Here is a 20433-nt window from a genome sequence, read left to right as displayed (position 1 = left end):
AGATGGCAGAGTTTTCAGATTGGTTCAAAGAGACTTTTAAGAACTGTTATTGCGAGCAAGGAAATTTAATTGACGAAAAGCGTTTCTCGGAGATTGTACAATTGGTATTGGACAATGAAGCAGACGAGGAATCTAGAGCTCTTTTCGAGAAAAAGATTCAATCATGTGTAAAATCAAATTTTACATTTGAGAACGAAAAAAGCATGCGAGAAGAAATTCAAAAGAAACTCAACATGCACACGGGAGAAATCCCGTCTGATCTGGCACAAACGATCAGAAATAGCATGAATCTCTAAATAGCATGACAAAAGGAAAGGCATTTATTTTTACCGCACCCTCTGGTTCGGGAAAAACTACCATTGTAAAGCACCTTTTAAGTACTCACCCAAAATTAGGCTTCTCAATTTCTGCGTCTACACGTGACAAGCGTGGGAGAACCGAGGAAAACGGTAAAGATTACTATTTCTTAAGCAGGGATGAATTCAGGCAAAAGATTGAAGAGGATGAATTCATTGAATGGGAGGAAGTATACACCGGAAACTATTACGGAACATTAAAAACTGAAGTCCAAAGAATTTGGGATGAAGGAAGACATGTAGTTTTCGATGTAGAGGTAAAAGGAGCACTAAAACTCAAAGAATATTTCGGCGACGATGCTTTAGCCATTTTTGTAAAGGTGCCAAGCATGCAAGAACTTGAAAAAAGACTTACAGGCAGAGGAACGGAGTCACGTGAAAGTCTTTCGCAACGACTATATAGAGCTAAATTTGAGATGACTTTCGAAAACAAGTTCGATATAACTTTGCTTAATGAAGAGATCGCAGATTCTTTTCAAAAAGCGGAAGAGTTGGTTAATAACTTTTTAAACCCTTAAACTTTGAATATAGGCCTATTCTTCGGCTCATTTAATCCCATTCATATCGGGCACTTAGTTATAGCAGATGTTATGGCTAACCAGACTGATATTGATGAAGTTTGGTTCGTAGTAAGTCCTTTAAATCCATTCAAAAGTAGCAGCACATTATTGCACGAATTCGATCGATTGAAAATGGTCGAATTAGCCGTTTCAGATAATTTTAAATTTCGTGCCAGTGATGTGGAGTTTAATATGCCAAGGCCAAGTTATACGGCAGATACGCTAGCCTATATTTCTGATAAGCATCCGCAGCATGATTTTAAACTAATTATAGGAGAAGATAACCTATTGCACTTCCACAAGTGGAAAAATCATACAGCTATTCTTGAGAATTTTGGGCTTTATGTATACCCCAGACCTCAGGTTGATAAAAAGAAAATCAAGGTGAGCCATGACAATATCCAGTATGTCGACTCTCCCATGTTAGATATTTCAGCAACTTTTATTCGAAGATCCATTCGAAACGAACATTCTGTTCAATACCTATTGCCACCGACTGTTGTGGACTACATTAATATCAAGAAATTTTATCAGTAATTCTCAGTGGCTTTTTTTGAAAGCTTAACACTCCTTAGCCGCTATTTCCTTAAAGATTTATCGAAATTTAAAAATTATAGATTTTCAGCGGACATTTTACCCTTTTAGCACGTCTATAAGCTGTCAACTCAAAATTTACGGATAGAAAAACTTTGGCGCGTAAATTGTGCCAGGTTCAGAAACTTCAACTTATGCAACGCTTATTAACACTCACACTATTATTAATCCTTCCTGTAGGGCTTTTTGCACAGGGAATAAAAGGCACCATCAAGGACAATGAAGGTAATGCCATGCCTTTCGCTTCAATATATGTTCAAGAAGTAGGAACGGGTACATCTTCGAACCTTGAAGGTGATTATGAAATACCACTAAAAGCAGGCAAATACACGGTTACATTTCAATTTATGGGCTTTACCACACAAGTAAAGCAAGTACAGGTGACTAGTGGCTTTGCCGAACTAAATGTTGTTTTAGTACCACAAGTCATACAGCTTCAAACCGTTGTAGTTACCGGTAAAGCAGAGGACCCTTCCTATACCATTATGAGGAAGGCTATTGCAAAAGCACAATATCATTTGATGCAGAACGATAGTTACTCAGCTGAAGTATACATGAAAGGTACTGGTAGAATTACAAAAGTACCTTGGTTATTAAAGCGTACTTTCCAAAAAGAGGGAATCGATACAAGCCAAGTTTTCACTTCAGAATCAGTGAGTGAAATTATGTACGAGAGACCCAATAAATTCTCAGAGAAAGTGATTTCCGTAAGAGCCTCGGGTCAGGATATGGATAATGCCAATCCTAATTCATACATCAACAGTAGTTTTTATCTCCCACAGGTAGTGAATGCCATTTCACCACTTAGCCCAAGAGCATTTTCATATTATAAGTTCGAATACCAAGGAAGCTTTAAAGAAAGAGGGTATGAGATTAATAAAATCAAAGTGACACCTAGGTCGAAGGGAGATGATGTTTTTGAAGGCGAGATCTATATCAGGGAAGACTTCTGGAACATTCACTCATTAGACCTGTCCACAAGTCTATTGGGTTTCAGTATTAAAATTGAGCAAATATTCGCCCCAATCGAAGGTGAAACTTGGATGCCAGTTACTCAGCAGTTTGAATTTGGAGGATCAATATTTGGGCTGGCAGGTACTTACTCATACTTAGCTTCAGTAAGTAACTATAAAGTAACACCGAACAAAGATTTAGACGCTACCGTCGTGCTGATCGATGAAAAAATAGCCCCTGCACCAGAAGAAATTGAAGCGATTAAATCCGGTGATTTGGACATTGGCGTCAACGAAGTATTTAAAGAAGATAAGGAAGTCTCTCGAAAGCAGTTTAAAAAACTAATGAAGGCCTATGAAAAGCAAGAAAGAGAAGAAGAAAAGGAGCCAGACGTAATAAGAGACTACCGCTATGAAGTAGATACTTCTGCAGCAAAAAAAGACTCCGTTTACTGGGCTAAATTAAGACCTGTGCCGCTCACTAAAAAGGAAATTCAAGGCTACAAGCGCGAAGACAGTACTTATGTGGCAGATAAAGCCAAAGCTGAGGCAGATTCATCAATTGTTAGAAATGGAAGCAAATTTAGACCCAAAGACATACTCTTTGGTGGCTATTACAAGTTAGGCGAAAGGTTAAGGTTCAATTTTCCCGGAATGCTACTTAAAACTCGTTTCAATACGGTAGAAGGAATGAATTTGAATTTTACAGGTAGGTTTATTTGGCGAAATGATACCACTACTCGTTTGAGAATTGAGCCTTTTCTAAGGTATGGATTCGGAAGCAACCGCCTTTATGGTAAAGTAGAATCAAGGTTTGGAATAGGACAGGCAGAGCAGCGAAGCACTTTTAGAGTGTCGGCAGGTAGTTATGTCGAGCAATTTAATCCGGGTATTGTCGATCCATTTATCAATACCCTCTACACGCTGTTGAGAGAGAAGAACTACATGAAGCTCTATCAAAAAGACTTCGCTAAAGCCACTTGGGCTAAAAGATTTAGATACAAGTACACCGTTGGCGCATCGTTGGAATATGCTTCCAGATCTAGCTTATTCAATAATGATGACTATACCGTATTCGATATAGATAACCGATTCTTTACACCTAATACTCCCGTAAATGCCGAAACCAATATTCAAGCATTTACGAATAGTGGAGCGGTAAAAACAGCCTTAAGCGTAAGGGCGCAGCCATGGCTTAAATTTAGAAGGTATAATGGAAGGTTGATTCCACTTGAAAATTCTTCACCAGAACTAAGACTTACCTATAGAAAAGGTATCAATGGACTTCTTGATAGTGAAGTGGGTTATGATAACCTTGAATTTGGCTTAAAAGCCGATATTAGACTGGGTGTAAGAGCAAAAATTGATTTAGACCTTGAAGCAGGTACATTCTTTGGAACACCTGATTTGCTATTTACAGATTTCAAACATTTTAGAGGAAACAGGTTAGGCTTTACACCGCTAGACGTTACAGGAGGCTTTAGATTGTTAGATTATTATCGCCACAGTACAAGCCAAGAATATGTATCTGCATTAACTCATATTCGATTTAGAAAACTATTCTTGACTCACTTGCCAATGTTACGATTGAGCGGAATTAAGGAAAATTTATTTGTGAACTATCTCCATACACCTACATCCGATAACTACATGGAAGTAGGCTATACCATCGATAATATCTTGAGGATTTTCAGAGTAGAGTTTGTTCAGTCTTTTCAAGGTTGGCAAGCAAGAGAATTCGCTGTTCGTATTGGGGTAGCCTCCATATTTAGAATAGAAGAAAATTAAACCGACAAAGGGCCCATAATCAAAATATTCGATCAGTCTAAAATGCAAAACTATATCTTTAGTTGTATTTGAACTAAAGATATAGTTAATTAGTCGAACCTTAAAATACTTCGACTATGATAAACCGACGAAACAGACCGGCGCAAGAAGTAAACGCTGGCTCAATGGCCGATATCGCCTTTTTACTCTTAATTTTCTTTTTGGTAACCACTCAGATAGCCACTAACAAGGGAATCACCATGGTGTTGCCACCTAAATTAGATGTGATCGATAATGTGCCGCTTAATGAACGCAACGTTTTAAAAATTCAAGTGAATTCTGAAGATAAACTGCTAGTGGAAGGCGAGCCGCTCGGTGATATCAATGAGATAAGTGAAATCGTCTATGATTTTGTATTGAATTTTGGTCAACCTGATTCAAAAAAGAAAGGAAAAGCTAAAATTAGCGACCAAGAACTCTTCGCAACACTTCCCACAGAAATGAAGAACTACATTCAGCGTGATTTGTCATTGAGTACATCCTCGGACGGTCCGAGTGAAGCTGTTGTGTCATTAAAAACAGATAGAGGAAGTGGATATGACATTTATATTAAAGTAATGGATGAAATAAGTGCGGCTTACTACAAAATCTATGGTCAAAGAGTAGGCCTTACAGCAGAAGAGTATAGGAAGTTGAATAGAAATGATCCGAGACAAAAGTTGCTTTACGACAAAGGGAAGCTCGGGATTGGCAAGGCAATTTCTTTAGCAGAGCCCACTTCCAATGGTGGTTAGCCTTTCTGGTATCGCTTTTGCATGGTAGAAGATTATTGATTAAGGGGTTTTAGGAGAACCCCTTTTGCATTACTTTTGCCATGTGAAAAGACCAATTATGAGAACGACTACTTTAATTCTTTTACTCGCCTTTTTTTCATTCCAGCTGTCAGCACAAACGACTTTTATGGAAGGGAAGCACTATGAGATTGTTTCAAAAGAGAAATCAAGCGAACCGATAGTGACTGAATTTTTCTCGTTGTTTTGTGGTCACTGTTTTCAGTTCGAACCATTAGTAGATCAGTTAAAAGCAGGCCTAAAAACAGGTACGAAGTTTGAAAAGTCGCATGTAAATTATTTACCAAGAAATAATACTGAAGCGCAGTTTGGAATAGTAAAAGCTTTTGTAGCCATGCAGGATCTTGGAATTCAAAAAGATCTTGTGCCACAGTTTTTCGCGGCTATTCATCTAAAAAAGATCAACCTCGATTCTGAAAAGGATATTATGCAAATCTTCTTGGCAAATGGCGTGAAGGAAGATGAATTCAAAAAAGTCTATACTAACCCTGATTTAATAAAAAGGGCCACCGCCATGGCTACACTTTGGAGTAAAAAAGGTGTAGATAACGTGCCTACGTTGATCGTCAACGGCATGTACAAAATTGATATCAATAGCGTAAGAAGTCTAGAAGAACTCACTTCATTGACGAACTACCTTTTGGAGAAGTAGTCCATTTAAAAAAAAACTGTTGATCCTTGCCAATTCTTGATTCAACTTGGGGACAAACCTAAAGCTGATGAAGAATCTATATTTCGCATTTCTATTTCTTTTAATTGCTGCTTGTCAGCCCGCTGGAGATGATGAAGTCTCAAGATGGGAGGCCCAAGCTGAGCAAGTTAATATTATACGCGACGATTACGGTGTTCCCCATATTTATGGTAAAACAGATGCTGATGCTGTTTTTGGAATGCTTTACGCACAATGTGAAGACGATTTTCCACGAGTGGAAAGAAATTATTACTGGGCCATTGGCCGCTTAGCAGAAGCTGAAGGAGAGTCGGCACTTTACAGTGATCTAAGAGCAAGACTCTATATGACTACTGATGAAGCAAAAGAAGCCTATGCTTCAGCACCGGAATGGTTAAAGGTGCTATGCCAGGCCTATGCCGATGGAATCAATTACTATCTACATACCCACCCAGAAGTAAAACCAAAAGTACTCACCCGATTCGAGCCGTGGTTTCCGATGTTCTTTTTTGAAGGATCGATCGGTGGAGATATTGAAAGCGTTTCTACAAGACGAATTGAAAATTTCTACGGAGAAGGTAAAGCCACTGCTATGGCCGATTTTCTTCCGCAAGATGTATTAGAGGAAGAGCCAAAAGGATCGAATGGTTTTGCTATTTCAGGTGAGCATACAGCCTCAGGTAATGCGATGTTACTCATCAACCCACATACATCATTTTATTTCCGAGGCGAGTCTCAAGTTGTTAGCGAAGAAGGACTGAATGCCTATGGTGCTGCCACGTGGGGTCAGTTCTTTATCTATCAAGGATTCAACGAGAAAAATGGCTGGATGCATACTTCGACCCGTGTGGATTTTATGGATGACTTTTTAGAGACCGTTCAGGAGAATGACGGAAAGCTTCAATACAAATACGGAGAAGAATGGAGAGATGTTGAGGTTTCGGAAGTGACCTTGAAATACAAAGATGGTGACGAGATCAAAGAGAGAACTTTCCCTACTTATAGAACGCATCACGGACCGATAACGGGTAAAATCGATGATAAATGGGTTGCTACGAAACTAAATTGGGAACCTGTTGACGCATTAATTCAGTCATTTACAAGATCTAAAACCAGTAATCATGATGAATTCTGGGAGATGATGAAAATTAGAAGGAATTCTTCTAATAACACCGTTTATGCAGACGCCGATGGTACAATCGCCTATTATCATGGAGATTTTGTACCGAAAAGAGACCCTCAGTTTAATTACCAAAGACCAGTTGATGGTAGCAACCCAGCCACTGATTGGCAAGGGATGCATGAGCTAGATGAAATCATTACGATTGTAAATCCGGGAAATGGATGGATTCAAAACTGTAATTCAACACCATTTACTGCCGCTGCGGAATTTAGCCCGAAGCGGGAAGATTACCCTTTCTATATGGCACCAGACGCTGAAAATTTCAGGGGCGTACACGCAGTACAAATGCTAAGTAATGTGAAAGACCTTACCATAGATGGTCTAATTGAGTTGGCTCATGACCCATATCTCCCAGCATTTGAAAAAGTTATTCCAGGCTTACTTAAGGCGATCGAAAGAAGCCCTGCTAAAATGAGAAGTTTAAAAGGACCTTACGAAGTATTGAATAAATGGGATTTGAAAACATCTAAAGAATCTGTGGCCATGACGCTAGCCCATTTCTATGGTAGCCTTTACATGAGAAAAGGCAAGAACCCTCAAAGACTAAGCGGCAACGAAAGATTCGATTATTTCGGGACAGGCTCGCCATATGAGGAGCGAGTTTCTATTTTTGAAGAAGCTGTAGCTCAAATTGAAACGGACTTTGGATCTTGGGAAACGCCTTGGGGAGAGTACAATCGCTTCCAAAGACTTTCTGGTGATATGGACTTAAAATATGATGACAATGCGCCAAGTATACCTGTTGGAATGACGACAAGTCGTTGGGGTGCTTTGGCAGCCTACGGCGCAAGAAATTTCGATGGTTCAAAACGCATTTATGGTTACCGCGGTAATAGCTTTGTGGCTATGGTAGAATTTGGAGATCGTGTGAAAGCTAAAAGTATGTTGGCTGGCGGTCAGAGTAATGATCCAAATTCTCCACATTTCGACGATCAAACTCAACGCTATGCCGATGCTCAGTTTAAAGATGTTGCTTTTTATAAAGAAGACGTAGAAGCCAGAGCGGAAGAAACATATCAGCCAGGAAAACGCAAGTAATATTAGGTCATCAATTTCAATGAGGCCCAAAAGCAAAGCTGCCTGTATTGAGTTACTCAATATAGGCAGCTTTTTTATTTCTTTCTATTCATTCTGTAAGGAATCCACTGGGTTTTGCCTTACGGTATTCCATGTTTGACTGGAGACCAAAAGTGAGATTAGAATAGCAAAAATCAGAAAGGCTCCGGCGAAGTGATAAAACTTCAGTGATAGGGGTACTGAGAAATCTGGAGATACCTCTTGAAAAATAAAATATGCCGCAGGTCCGGCGATTAGTCCGGCAATAATGAGCTGTGTGAACGTAGAACGTAAGAGTAATTGAATCACCTGCTGAAAACTTGCACCTAAAACTTTTCTGATTCCAATCTCCTTCTCTCTAGTTTTGGCCTGGTACATAGCCATACCAATTTGTCCCATTAGCGTGATAGCAATTATGGAGGCGAACACAAACACTAGTGCCCGAACCATATTTCTAAACTGCTTTAAGCTATTGTCTAAAACATCATCAAAGAAGACAGGATAAAAATCGTATTCAGGGTAGCGAGTTTGGTATAGTTCGCCTATTTCTTTTAGTGTTCTAGCAAAAGAGACCTCATTCAGCCGCATCATCAAGGTTGCATAAGGGTATTCATTTTCAATCAGAATCGCTGCTGGTTTTGCTACTTCAGTAGGGTCGGTAAGGTTTAAATCATTGATTATTCCTAAGACAGGGTAAAAATCTCGACCAAGTGAGAAGGTTGTCTCATCAAAACTTTTGATTGAATCACTCAATGCTTTAGCAAAAGCACTGTTGACCAAGAAATAGGGGCGGTCTTGCTGCGCTTCTTTATTGGTCAGCCACTCAATTGAATTACCAAAAGTGGCCACAAATCCACTGTCTGCGTTAAGAACTGCACTCGTAAAACTGTTTTGTGATTCTTGTAAATGATGTTTTCGAACCCCATAATTACCAAATGTTCTTGCATATGGTACGCTGCCAACACCAGCGATAGATTCGACTCCATTAAGACGCGCTATTTGGTTCCTAAATACAGTGGTTAGACTATCAGAGCCAGGTAAGTCTATGGCAACAATTTTTTCGCCATTAAATGGGGTTGCCTGATTCAGAATGAGTTTTGATTGTGATAAGACTAAGAAACCCAAAGTAAAAACCAATAAGCTCACTGATACTTGCGTAATAATGATGCCTTTTTTTATGAAGCCAACTGAAAACTGGTTTTGATTGATTGACTTCCTGAACAGTGTGAGAATCGAAAGTCTAGAGAAGAATAATCCAGGTATAATCCCAGAAATGAGCCCAGTTAAAAGTGCAAACAAGAAGAAGACCGACACTTGTTCTACCGTTAGATTTTCTTGGAAAGCAAAATCCGTGAAAGAAGCAACACTAGGCCCAAGGAGTTTGAATATCAATAAGCCAAAACCTAAACCAAGTAATGATAAGAGCGTGGTTTCAATGAGAAACTGATATATAAGAGAGTGCCTGCTTGAACCAAGTACCTTAGATATTCCAACCTCCTTTGTCCTAGTAAGAGCGCTAGCCATGGCCAAGTTGGTGTAATTAAAAATTGCTATGATTAATGTGACTAAAATTAAAGCCATTACCATTTTTTGCGAATCCTTATCGAGTAATGCTGCTTGGTTTGAACTAGCGTTTGATTGTGCAACCTCGGCGAGAGGTTCAAGTACATAATTATAGTAAGTGTCTTTCTCTGCATTATTCAGTTCTTCATTAATATTAACTGATAGCTGAGAAAGCTTCTGCTGAACATATTCTGGGTCTGTTTCAGGTAGAAGTTTCAAATAAAGATGCTGCATAGTATATACCTGCCAACTGGTATAGAAAGGAGAACCCGTATGGTCTACAAATTCGCTATGCAAAAACTCAAAATCTAGATGTGATACCTCTGAAGGAGTCTCCATAACACCACTAATGATGTACTTGCCTAATTTAGAACCAATGACAGTTTCTTTAGAATAGTATTGGTCCATCACCTTCTTCGTTATAATGATGTTTTTAGGATTAGTGAAAAGGTCTTCCTCATTGCCTAAAATCATTTCGAAATTAAAGACTTCGAAAAAGCCCTTACTAACACCTTGGCCCAATATAGATCTTGATGATCCCTTTAAGTAGGAGTTAGTATACATTACTTGCTGTTGGATAATGACAATGTTTTCAGCCTCGGGTATTGCCTCTTGTACTTTTTGATAAAGCGAGATTTGAGTTGTAGCACTAAGGCTAGGACCATTTAAGTCTTCTATTTCCAAGTTTACACGATAAATGCGGTCACCATCCGCAAACTTCTTATCCAACTGATAATTCGAGTAAATGGCATTAATACAGAACAGACATACAGCCAAGGCCGCTGCAAAACCTACGACATTAAGAAGGGTATAGGATAAGTTCTTTTTCAGGTTTCGAATACTAATTTTGAGGAAGTGTCCTATAAGAGATTGACGCATAATGCTATTGATAAATGTTGTTTTGACCACCGATGGTCTGATCATTTTGATAACTTCTTTTCTGTATTGGCGAGCAGCCCTTTTTTGTCCTATCAACGAAGAGTTTTCGAAGAATTCTTCTTCCAAATCACCCTGTAGCTCTAAATAATATTCCTCCTTACAAAACCAGCGGAAGAGTTTTGTATATAGACTGGGAGGGGAGATTTTTTGACTAGACATTTTTAAAGGCGAGTTGGCTACTAGGAATCCTATTCCAAAGACTATCTCGCATATCACGTAACTCATGAAGAGCTGACTTTCCTTTGTTACTCACTTCATAGTAGCGCTTTGGCCTACCTCCGCGTGCTTCATTTGCCTCACCTTGCCGAGATTTCAAATAGCCTTTTTCCTCCAATCGCGTGAGTGCCGTATGTAGCGCGCCTCTACTGATAGCAGTGCTTCGATTACTATTGATTTCTTTTTTGATACTGACGCCATAAGCATCATCTCCTAACACCAAAATTGTAAGCAAGGCAAGTTCTTGAAATTCGCCTAAATGTGAACCTTTCATAAGTATCTAGTTCTAATATGAAGACTAAAGTAAGTGTTTATGTTCTAAAATGAAGACATGATTCCAAAAAAAGAGTAGAAACAACAGTTTCTACTCTTAATTAGGTGTTTATTGGCCAGTTATTTTTCTAAGAGTTCGGATAATTTCTTTCTAAGTTCCTTTGGCTTAATGTTGATAGCTGCAATATTTCCTTCAGGATCGAGTAAATAGTTTGAAGGTAAATATTGAATTTTGAGTTTTTTCAGGGTTTCATTGCTAAACTCACCTTCAGCTATAGTGTTTTCCCAAGTAAGTCCATCTTTTTCTATCGCGTTTAGCCAAGCAGATCGACTGGCGTCGATCGAAACACCTAGAATATCAAATCCTTTTGTAGAAAATCCTTTTCTGATTTCTACCAATTCAGGGTTGGCAATTCTACAGCCTCCACACCATGAAGCCCAAAATTCAACGAGTAAATAGGAACCTCTGTAATCTTCAACGCCAATAGCCTGACCATCTACATTCGGAAAATCGAAAGTAGGAAATGGGTTGCCAATTTTGGTACTCTTGAGCTTTTCAAGAGAGACTTTAAGAGCATTCAAATCATCTTTAGATTGAACGGTAGTGTCTAATTTGCTAAACAATGACATAGCCTCTTCGAAAGTGAAGATGGGGTCCATGATGATATCAGAAAGCATGGTGCCGATCAACTGATTCCTCGGATTTTGAGAAATAACATCGTCCATTTTATCATAGAATAAGCTTCTGAACTCTTCTTTCTCGCTGTTCTCTTCGAAAAAGGACACGATGTCCATAGTTATATCGTGCGTTTTATTTCCGCTAATCGAGGTAATGGAGGTTACGTTATTCTGGATTGAAATTTTTACTGTGGTTTTACCATCTTCTAGGTATACACCGTCAGTAACATAGCCGTTCTTGGTATGAATTCTTGCTTCCGTAACGTGAGTAACCTTACCCTTAAATGAAAACTTATTGTCTATTACCTTAAGGCTGTCTACCTTTTTTTCATAGCTTAAATAGATGTAGTCATTGTAGTCTTGTTCGATAGAACCTACAATTTCAAAATTCAGCGTGCTCTGAGCCTTTCCATAGATACAAACTAAGGAGAGGACTATTATACTCAGTGTTTTTCTAAAGTTTTTCATGTTGCTTTTATTTTTGTGTGAATTGACTTTTAAAATTTCATATCCGTTTATTCATTTCTCAAAGAAACACTTGGGTTCAAGCGTGCAGTCCTTAATGTTTGAAGGAGAATAACGCCGACAACTAATCCGGTGAGCCCCAAAACACCCTCAATTCCAGCAATTAGGCTAATGTGCGTATCAACCGATATTTCGAGCATTAATAGACTTCCAATTATGGAGTAGGCGAGTGGTGCTGAGATTAATAATGCGATAACAAGTGTTTGTAGTGTACCACCCAATAGTAGTTTAAGCAATTGTGCGCGACTTGCGCCAAGAACTTTTCTTATGCCTATTTCTTTGGTCCTGCGTTCGGCATTGTACAAGGCCATTCCGAGTTGCCCTAATACAGCAATAAGGATTACGCAAATCCCAAGAAACCATATCGTTTTAATGATTCCTGTTAATAAAGCATAAGAATTCTTAATCTCATCTTCTGTAAATATGGGTTCAAAAGTACTTTTGGTGCTTAAAGTGCTATAGACCTCATTCACTTCTTCGAGTGTCTCATTTAAGTTCTTTGAATCTATGTCAATTGAAATAATGTTCATTTTGGCATCCTTATCGGCCAATTCAATCACAAAAGGAATTTTGTATGACTCAAGGGCATTTCTAACGAAATCATCCATTACACCACCTATATATTTCAATTCAGCTGGCTGACCTCTGTAACCACTTAGCAAAACCTCATGGTTTATTGCACTATCTATTGGGATTTGTAAGCGTTGAAGAAATAATGGGTTTACTAATATTTGATCCGATGTTTTTGTCAATTTCTCAGGTTGATTTCCCTTCAATATCTTGAGGTCATAAACAGCACTGATATTATAATCTGCCAATGCCTTGTAAATAATGATGGTATCTCGACTGTTTGGGTAATATGCTTTATTACTCGTGTTATGATCTACACCAGGTGTAAATGAACTAAGCGAAAAAGCTTTAATTGAAGTAATCTTAGATAGCTCGTTTTGTAGTACATCTGTATCTATTTCATGTGTTTTGAATGTAACTACACCTTCATAATTAAAGCCAAGGTCTGATCTTAGAACTTGCTGATAAATATTGTTGCCAAAGGCCATTAATAATACAGCCAGCATAGAAATGGTCAACTGTGAACCAGTTAACACTTTCCTAAGTGTTGGAACAGACAGGCGGTTCTTTAACAACTTAGCTTTGACGGCATCTAAAGGATTAATTCTAGCAAAATGGAGTGCAGGAAGAATACCTACCACTATGCCAATAAGAAGGCTAAAAATGAAAAATGAGAAGACCAATTTTGTATCTAAAGTTTCTGCAAAAACACCTGATATTTCTTCCAGAACCGACGAAAAAGTCATGGCAAAAAAACGATAACTTATCAGTGCAAGAACAAATGCAAAAGCAGAGAATAGTACCGTTTCAGTCAAAAATTGACCAACTATCTGTAGTTCGGTACTTCCGTTAATTTTTCTGATGCCAATTTCTTTGGTCCTTTGGATACCTCTAGCAATAGAAAGGTTGGTGTAATTAAAAACGGCAATCAGGAGAATTATAAGACCAAGAAGTAAAATAGGAAAGAGCAATGACTTGCTCACAACATAGGTATAATCAAAAGTTATGAATTTACCGAAGGTGATGTCTTTTACCAGTTGACTAGAAAATATAAAACTTCTGTTTTTAGTTTCTGGAACTGCTTTAATGCTCTTAGAAATACCCAAAAGCTTAGCGTCTAATTGGCTTTGCGTGAGTTGATCGTTCAACCGAAAATAGATGAATTCACCACTCGCTGGTTCCCAATTTCTTAAATCGCTGCTAACAGATTCTCGATTTAGTTTTTCAGAAGGAAGGTAACCCAAGGCTTGAAAATCGAGATGTGAAACCGTTTTCGGGTTTTCGATAACTGCTTTAATTACCTTGCCATCCAAGGTTGTTTTACCAATGGCACTTTTATCGGGAAATACCTTTCGAGCAATTTCTTCGGTAATAACTATACTGTTTAAGTCATCGAATAAACCAGAAGGATTACCCTCTAAGATTTCAAAATTGAATAATTCAAAAAAATTGTCGTCAACAAGAATGCTTGAAGCAGGAAGACCTTCATTCCCCCAATCGAACTTGTAAGTAGGACCGAACGCGACAATAGACATTATTTCAATTTCCGGCAGATCCGTTTTAAGAATCTCGATTAAAGGTGTTGGGTTAGTGGCGCTATTGATCTGAAATCCGCTTCTTTTAGATTCTTGAGTTAGAATTCGATAAAACCTATCATTTTCAGGGTGTTGATGGTCCTCCGATAAGCCTGTCAAAACCATGTTTACAATGAACATACAGACGGAAAGTGCTGCACCAAGACCGAGTATATTGATGGTACTGTAGACTTTGTTTCGTTTTAAGTTTCTAAGCGAAAGGATAAGGTGAATTCGAAGGAGTGATACATTAAATAAGCCGGGTAACTTATTCTTCAATTTTAAAACTGAAGGACGTACCATTTTTAGAACCTCTTTGCGGTATACGGCTTTTGCTTTTTGATCTCCAAACTTCTCCTGATTGATAAAATACCTTTCTTCAAGGTCTCCTTGGAGTTCTTCAAAAAACGAGTCATCACAAAGCCATTCGAATAGCCTTGTCCAGAATTTTGGGGTATTATTCATTTCTCAAAGACTCAGACGGATTTACTCTTGCTGTTCTCCAGGTTAAAGTCGACACTAGTCCGGCTACAATAACTGTTAAGCCCAATATTGCCTTTAGGAATATCCAAACGGTAGGCTTGAAAGGCGTATTAATTTCGCCCATGAAACTTGTCGCAAAGAGCTGATAAGCTAAGGGTGAAGCAATCAACGCTGCAATTGATAATGTAACCACCGTGTTCTTCAAGAGTAGTTTTATTATTTGACGCATTTTTGCACCTAATACCTTACGAATTCCGATTTCTTTCACTCGGGTTTCTGCATTGTACAATGCCATACCGAGTTGGCCTAGCAAGGAAATAGATATTATGCAAAGCCCTAGAAAACCTAAGATTCGGATTAGGTTGGTAAAAGAACTAAAGGCTGACTCGTAAATATCTTGATAGAACTTAGGCTGAAAACGATCTTCGGGATATACCTTGTCCCATGCTGCTTCCATTTTTTTTATAGCAAGTTTTGTCCGACCCTTTGATGTTCTAATGATAATTTTACCTCTGTTTGCAGGCATTCTATTGGCAACCATTAAGGCGGGTTTATCATATGAGAATACATCTCCACCTGATATTCCGTCTAGTAGCCCAACAACTTTATAGGTTATACCATGATTTTTGACAGTTTCACCTATGATATTCTCTTTATTGAGACTAAGCGTACTGATAAATGATTCATTGATCAACACTTCAATAAAACCATTGTATTCCGTTGATTCCGAAAACCCGGTACCTCGAGAAATTTCAGGTGCAAAGACATCTGCAAATTGATTGTCGCTGAGCATAAAGTTTACCATAATGGTACTATCATTGGAAACAGCGTCTTTAAAGAGCATTGCCCCACTAGCAGAAATTCCTGGAAGCCCAGTGGTTATTCCTGCAGCTTCTACTTCAGATATTTTTCTGAATTCATCTAGTAAAATTTGTGAGTCTCCTTTAATACCATCTATGACTAAAAGACCTTTTTGATCAAACCCTAAGGATGTGGTCAATACAGACTTTCTTTGCTCAACTATAAGTGTAACAAAAATTAAAACGAACATGGAAAGCGTCAGTTGGAAACCAACCAATAGCTTTCTCAATGTGTGGAAGGATAATTTTTTTGATTTGTCTCTTGTCTTAAAAAGAGAAAGCGGTTTAATTTTTGAAAAGTAAATAGCTGGAAAAACACCAGCCAAGAGTCCTGTGATCACCGAAAATAATACAAAGACAAGAATAATTTGTGTGTCTAGAGTTGTCTGGAAAGTCGCTGAAAAGTCGCCAACTACTTCTAAGAATGTTGAACTAAAGTACCGGTAGACAAAAAAGCCTATCAATAAGCCGAGCATTGAGAAGATGAGTGTTTCAAGCAAAAATTGATTGATAATTTGCCATTTGGTACTCCCCACAACCTTGCGAATGCCTACTTCCTTGGTTCTTTGTATAGCCCTTGCTATCGACAGGTTCGTATAATTGAAGCTGGCTATCAATACCATGATTAAAATAAGCGCTGTAAAAATATAAACACCTTCTTTACCGATAGCAGGGCCTAACTCATTAATGGCTTGTTCTGCGAAAACAATCCCTACTACTGGCTGTAGTTTAAATTCGAATTTCTCCTTCGATTCCGAAGGCAAGGCGTTTACATCTTTTGCAATAACCTTTAGCTTTTCGGAAGTTGCAATTGGGTCAAGTCCTGGCATTAATTTCACGTAAGTGAAGTCTTGATAGTGAAACTGCCATGATTTGAAGGCCTGATTCATCGTGCTTTTGAATGACGCTATTGAAGTGATAGCATCGAACGGAATGTGAGATTTTCCGTGCGAAGACTCAATGATGGCTCTGACAATAAAACCATCTTCTGTTACTTTACCTATTGGCTCCTCATCAGGAAAAAGTCTTTCAGCAACTTTATCAGTAATAATGACTGAGTTAATATCATCGAAAATTGAATTTGGGTCACCAGTAATCGTTTTGAAACTGAAAATCTCAAAGAAATTTTCGTCCGTATAAAGACCTTTGAGTGGAATGTCTACACCATTTATCTTGAATTTGGGTTTGAAAGAATTATTGACGTGTGTTACGTATTCAAAATCAGGTATTGACTCCCTCACTAAATCGCTTAATGGGAATCCACTAGCAGCATAGAGATTTTTACCGTAAGATGCCTCTACATAATTCGAAACTCTATAGATTCTTTCAGCATCCCGATGGTGACGGTCTAATTGGTAGCCGGTGTAAAGTAAGTTTACAATGAAAAGACTCACCGCTATAGCGGCACCAAGACCAAAAATGTTGACAACACTGAAAGTCTTATTACGAACCATATTTCTGATGGCTAGTATGAAGTGTATTTTTAGGATGGATGCTCTTATTAGCATAGGGATCTTCTTTTGTAGTCCGATTACGGAGGGTCGGATCATTTTTATGACTTCTTTTTTATAGATCAATTTTGCCTTTTTGGAGCCTAGTTTTTCCGTGTTGCGATAGAATCGCTCCTCTAGGTCGCCCTGTAGTTCTTCGGCAAACTGATCGTTGCAAAACCAACTGAATAGCTTTGTCCAATACTTTGGCAGTTGGTTATTCATTATGGAGTGATTCTGATGGGTTAAGGTTGGCGGTTTGCCATGTCTGAAGCACCACTATGGCTATTATGGCAGCCCAGAGGACTAAAATTCCTTTTATAATTACACCAATAGGAAGGCTTAATTCGATAGCAAATTGTGGTACGATAGACTCATTAAAGAAAAAGTAAACTGACGGAATTGCTATTAACGCACTCACAATAAGTGTGATTAAAGTATTTCTTGCGAACAACTGGGCCAGTGAACTGAAATTGGCACCTAGGACTTTCCGAATACCTATTTCCTTCACCCTACTTTCTGCATTAAATAAAGCGATGCCGAACTGGCCAAGCACAGCAATAAGGATAATTATTGCACCTGTCAACTCCATTAAATGCATCATTCCGTAAAATGCAGTATAGTTCTTGGCTATAATATCATCGACATAAATTGGATTAAAAATCTGATCTGTAGCGCTCATTGAAAAACCAGATTCGATTTTCCTAAGTGTATTAGGAACGTTGTTTGATCTGATATCAAGCGTGATATATTTTGTTTGAAGGCTATCAATTTTGTTTCTAATTGCTAGTGGATAGTTGCTTCGAGAGGTAAGGCCAGAAAAGGTGAAATCTTCCAGTACTCCCACAATTTTTAGTTCCTCTTCCAAGTCATAATGCATGACTTGAACGGTAGAACCAATGGCATCTCCTATAGGAAGGTTGATCCTTTTTAAGAAGGGCTCATCTACTAAAATTTCATTTGGTACACCTTGAGTAAAACCAGGGCCAATTTTGAGCTTTGGCGTATATACTTCATGGAAGTTTACATCAGCAATGCCGTATAGCGTAGCGAAGGTGTCTTGCTTATTTTCACTAACCATAAACCTCCTATTCATATTTCCTGTTCCTGGAATCATAGAAGATGAAGTGTAAGACTTAACTTCAGGTATTTTATCGAGCTCGGCGGTAAAAATATCTAGGTCAATTTTATTAATGGGCACTGCCATAAGGCCATTCGTTTCGTAGCCTAAATCGGCATTGAGGACCTCATTTTTTTGATGAGTTATGAGCGCGATAAAAAGTATGCTGAATGTGGAGACGCAAACTTGAATACCAACAAGCGCCTTTTTCATATTGGGTAAACTGGCAATGCTCTTTTTTAGTCTATTGTTGATGGCTAATAGCGGTGATATTTTGGCAAAGTGCAGCGCGGGAAAAATGCCGGCTGCAAAACCAACCAAAATACTAAACGCACCAAACCAGATGAGCATTTCTGTGTTTAAGCTCGGGCTAAAGAGCGAGGAAAATTCTTGAATGTAGTTTTCAAAACTCGGTAACACTAGCTGATAGGCGAATATGGCCAAGGCCAAGGCTAGTAAAGAGAAAATCGTTGTTTCTGTTAAGAATTGGGAAATGACTTGCCATTTTGTACTTCCTGTAAGTTTTCTAATTCCTATTTCTTTTGAACGCTGAAGCGACCTTGCAATGGATAGGTTTGTATAGTTAAATCCGGCCAGGGCTATCAGAATAGTAATGGCTATAATGAGTGCAATTAATGTAGCTTGAGGATGAACCGGGCGCATTTCTATCATGAATTCTGGCCCAAACATGATGTCGCTTAGCCTTTGTGTACCTAGTTCTATCTTCGTATTTCTACCAGCACTTTCCTCTATTTTGTTATTGTATAGGGTAAGTAAACTATTGACATCACTGATAGAAGTGTTTTCAGCAAGGCGGAAATAATTAAAATGGTCATTCATGTATTCTCCCCAATTGAAGAGTCTGGCTTGTCGTTCTTCAGGACTCATTCTGCTCCCCATAAAGCCTACGTTGTGAATGAAATCGAATTTTAAATGAGATATTTTGTCAGGAGATTCTATAACTGCTTTGACTACTGCACCTGAATTACTCTTTTTTCCAATTGGGTTTTCATTCCCAAAGAGTCTTTTAGCAGCCTTATCGGTAATTACAATCGAACTGTAATCTTTGAAAATGTCTTGTGGGTTTCCAGCGATTACCTTGAAATTGAAAACATCGAAGAAATACTCATCAACGGAATAGCCAGCAATGGAAATGGTTTCACCTTTTACATCATATGAGCCAAAGATATTTGTGAGAAAGAATGTAGAGGTTTCAATTTGAGGCATTTCCTTTAGATGCCTATCAAGCGCATAAGGGGAGGAGGCCAAGTTTAGTGTCCTTTCTGGTGTGGTAGCTTTGTTAGTAACTCTATAAATTCTTTCTGAATTTATGTGTTGTTTGTCGTAGCTATAGCCGGTGTAAATCATGTTTACGGCAAAAAGACATAATGTCATTGCTGCAGCTAAGCTAAATACATTGACAGCGCTAAATACCTTGTTGCGCTTCATGTTTCGTGCCGTGAGCACGAGATGCATTTTAAAGATGCTAAATGAGAATTGACGTTTCATTTTTGTTGTTTTGATGACCGAAGGACGAAGCATTTTTAATACTTCTTTCCTATAATTTTGACCTGCCACTATTTCCCCTTTGACCTTATAATCGTAGAAATAGCGCTCTTCTAAATCGCCCTGCAATTCCTCGAAGAAGTCGTTGTTACAAACTCTCCTAAACAGGGTGGTCCAGAATTTTGGGGTTGAATTCGAATTCATTAACCCTTGATGTTTTGTATTGAGATTTTTGGAACACTGCTCCATAGATCATCTCGAACTGACTTGGCCTCTTCAAGTGCATTTTTCCCCAAGTTGCTCACTTGGTAGTAGCGTTTTCTTCTGCCACCTCGTTCTGCAGTTGCTCCACCGTACTCGGATGAAATAAATCCTTTCTCGTCAAGCCTTGTCAGTGCTGTGTGCAATGCACCCCGACTAACATCTCTTCCTGTTCTGCTCGCAATTTCATCTTGAATGGTGATGCCATAGGCATTTTCTCCCAGGACTAATATGGTCAGCAGAACAATCTCTTGGAACTCTCCTAAATATGTGCCTTTCATGATTTAATACTTAAATGAAGACCAAACCTAATGATTAAATTCTTAAATGAAGACATAATGACTAAAAAAATATTGAGCGTAAACGGAGAAACCCTCTTTATATT

At 38.5% G+C, this 20433-nt stretch carries 14 protein-coding genes; 7 read left to right on the top strand and 7 right to left on the bottom strand.

The window, feature by feature from the left end; translation table 11 throughout:
* The first annotated feature begins 2 nt into the window (after positions 1-2).
* From JXQ92_RS02000 to JXQ92_RS01970, 7 genes are all read left to right on the top strand, one after another.
* A complete protein-coding gene (locus JXQ92_RS02000; RefSeq protein WP_421984899.1) occupies positions 3-296 on the top strand; it encodes a hypothetical protein in 294 nt (97 codons plus the stop codon).
* 5 nt (positions 297-301) lie between these two features.
* Positions 302-874, top strand: coding sequence for a guanylate kinase (gene gmk / locus JXQ92_RS01995; protein ID WP_421984898.1), 573 nt, complete (start codon positions 302-304; stop codon positions 872-874).
* A 3-nt stretch (positions 875-877) separates the two neighbouring features.
* Positions 878-1453: a nicotinate (nicotinamide) nucleotide adenylyltransferase gene (nadD, locus tag JXQ92_RS01990; protein WP_421984897.1), complete on the top strand. Its 576-nt coding sequence runs from the start codon at positions 878-880 to the stop codon at positions 1451-1453.
* 191 nt (positions 1454-1644) lie between these two features.
* The gene (locus tag JXQ92_RS01985) at positions 1645-4251 is read left to right on the top strand and encodes a DUF5686 and carboxypeptidase regulatory-like domain-containing protein (RefSeq protein WP_421984896.1); all 2607 of its coding nucleotides are present in this window, start codon (positions 1645-1647) and stop codon (positions 4249-4251) included.
* 116 nt (positions 4252-4367) lie between these two features.
* On the top strand, positions 4368-5024 hold the full coding sequence (locus tag JXQ92_RS01980; RefSeq protein WP_421984895.1) for an ExbD/TolR family protein: 657 nt from the start codon (positions 4368-4370) through the stop codon (positions 5022-5024).
* 97 nt (positions 5025-5121) lie between these two features.
* The gene (locus JXQ92_RS01975; RefSeq protein WP_421984894.1) at positions 5122-5733 is read left to right on the top strand and encodes a thiol:disulfide interchange protein DsbA/DsbL; all 612 of its coding nucleotides are present in this window, start codon (positions 5122-5124) and stop codon (positions 5731-5733) included.
* A gap of 67 nt (positions 5734-5800) precedes the next feature.
* Positions 5801-7972, top strand: a complete 2172-nt coding sequence (locus JXQ92_RS01970; protein ID WP_421984893.1) for an acylase — start codon at positions 5801-5803, stop codon at positions 7970-7972.
* 84 nt (positions 7973-8056) lie between these two features.
* Here JXQ92_RS01970 and JXQ92_RS01965 read toward each other — a convergent pair whose 3' ends face one another.
* The 7 genes from JXQ92_RS01965 to JXQ92_RS01935 form a co-directional block, all read right to left on the bottom strand.
* Positions 8057-10651 (bottom strand): FtsX-like permease family protein, encoded by a 2595-nt coding sequence (locus JXQ92_RS01965; protein WP_421984892.1) that lies wholly within the window; start codon positions 10649-10651, stop codon positions 8057-8059.
* Positions 10644-10982 (bottom strand): PadR family transcriptional regulator, encoded by a 339-nt coding sequence (locus tag JXQ92_RS01960; protein ID WP_421984891.1) that lies wholly within the window; start codon positions 10980-10982, stop codon positions 10644-10646. The genes JXQ92_RS01965 and JXQ92_RS01960 overlap by 8 nt, the downstream gene beginning before the upstream one ends.
* A 119-nt stretch (positions 10983-11101) precedes the next feature.
* Positions 11102-12127: a thioredoxin-like domain-containing protein gene (locus JXQ92_RS01955; RefSeq protein WP_421984890.1), complete on the bottom strand. Its 1026-nt coding sequence runs from the start codon at positions 12125-12127 to the stop codon at positions 11102-11104.
* Between the two features lie 47 nt (positions 12128-12174).
* The gene (locus JXQ92_RS01950) at positions 12175-14793 is read right to left on the bottom strand and encodes an FtsX-like permease family protein (RefSeq protein ID WP_421984889.1); all 2619 of its coding nucleotides are present in this window, start codon (positions 14791-14793) and stop codon (positions 12175-12177) included.
* The gene (locus JXQ92_RS01945) at positions 14786-17386 is read right to left on the bottom strand and encodes an FtsX-like permease family protein (protein ID WP_421984888.1); all 2601 of its coding nucleotides are present in this window, start codon (positions 17384-17386) and stop codon (positions 14786-14788) included. The genes JXQ92_RS01950 and JXQ92_RS01945 overlap by 8 nt, the downstream gene beginning before the upstream one ends.
* On the bottom strand, positions 17379-19991 hold the full coding sequence (locus JXQ92_RS01940) for an FtsX-like permease family protein (RefSeq protein ID WP_421984887.1): 2613 nt from the start codon (positions 19989-19991) through the stop codon (positions 17379-17381). The genes JXQ92_RS01945 and JXQ92_RS01940 overlap by 8 nt, the downstream gene beginning before the upstream one ends.
* On the bottom strand, positions 19991-20329 hold the full coding sequence (locus JXQ92_RS01935) for a PadR family transcriptional regulator (RefSeq protein ID WP_421984886.1): 339 nt from the start codon (positions 20327-20329) through the stop codon (positions 19991-19993). Before JXQ92_RS01935 ends, JXQ92_RS01940 begins: the two co-directional genes overlap by 1 nt.
* Positions 20330-20433 lie beyond the last annotated feature (104 nt).

It is taken from the genome of Roseivirga sp. (assembly GCF_049099775.1).
In the GTDB taxonomy this organism is placed as follows: Bacteria; Bacteroidota; Bacteroidia; order Cytophagales; family Cyclobacteriaceae; genus Roseivirga.
Note: the sequence above shows the minus strand (reverse complement) of the source record. Positions and strands in the feature narration are given on the sequence as shown.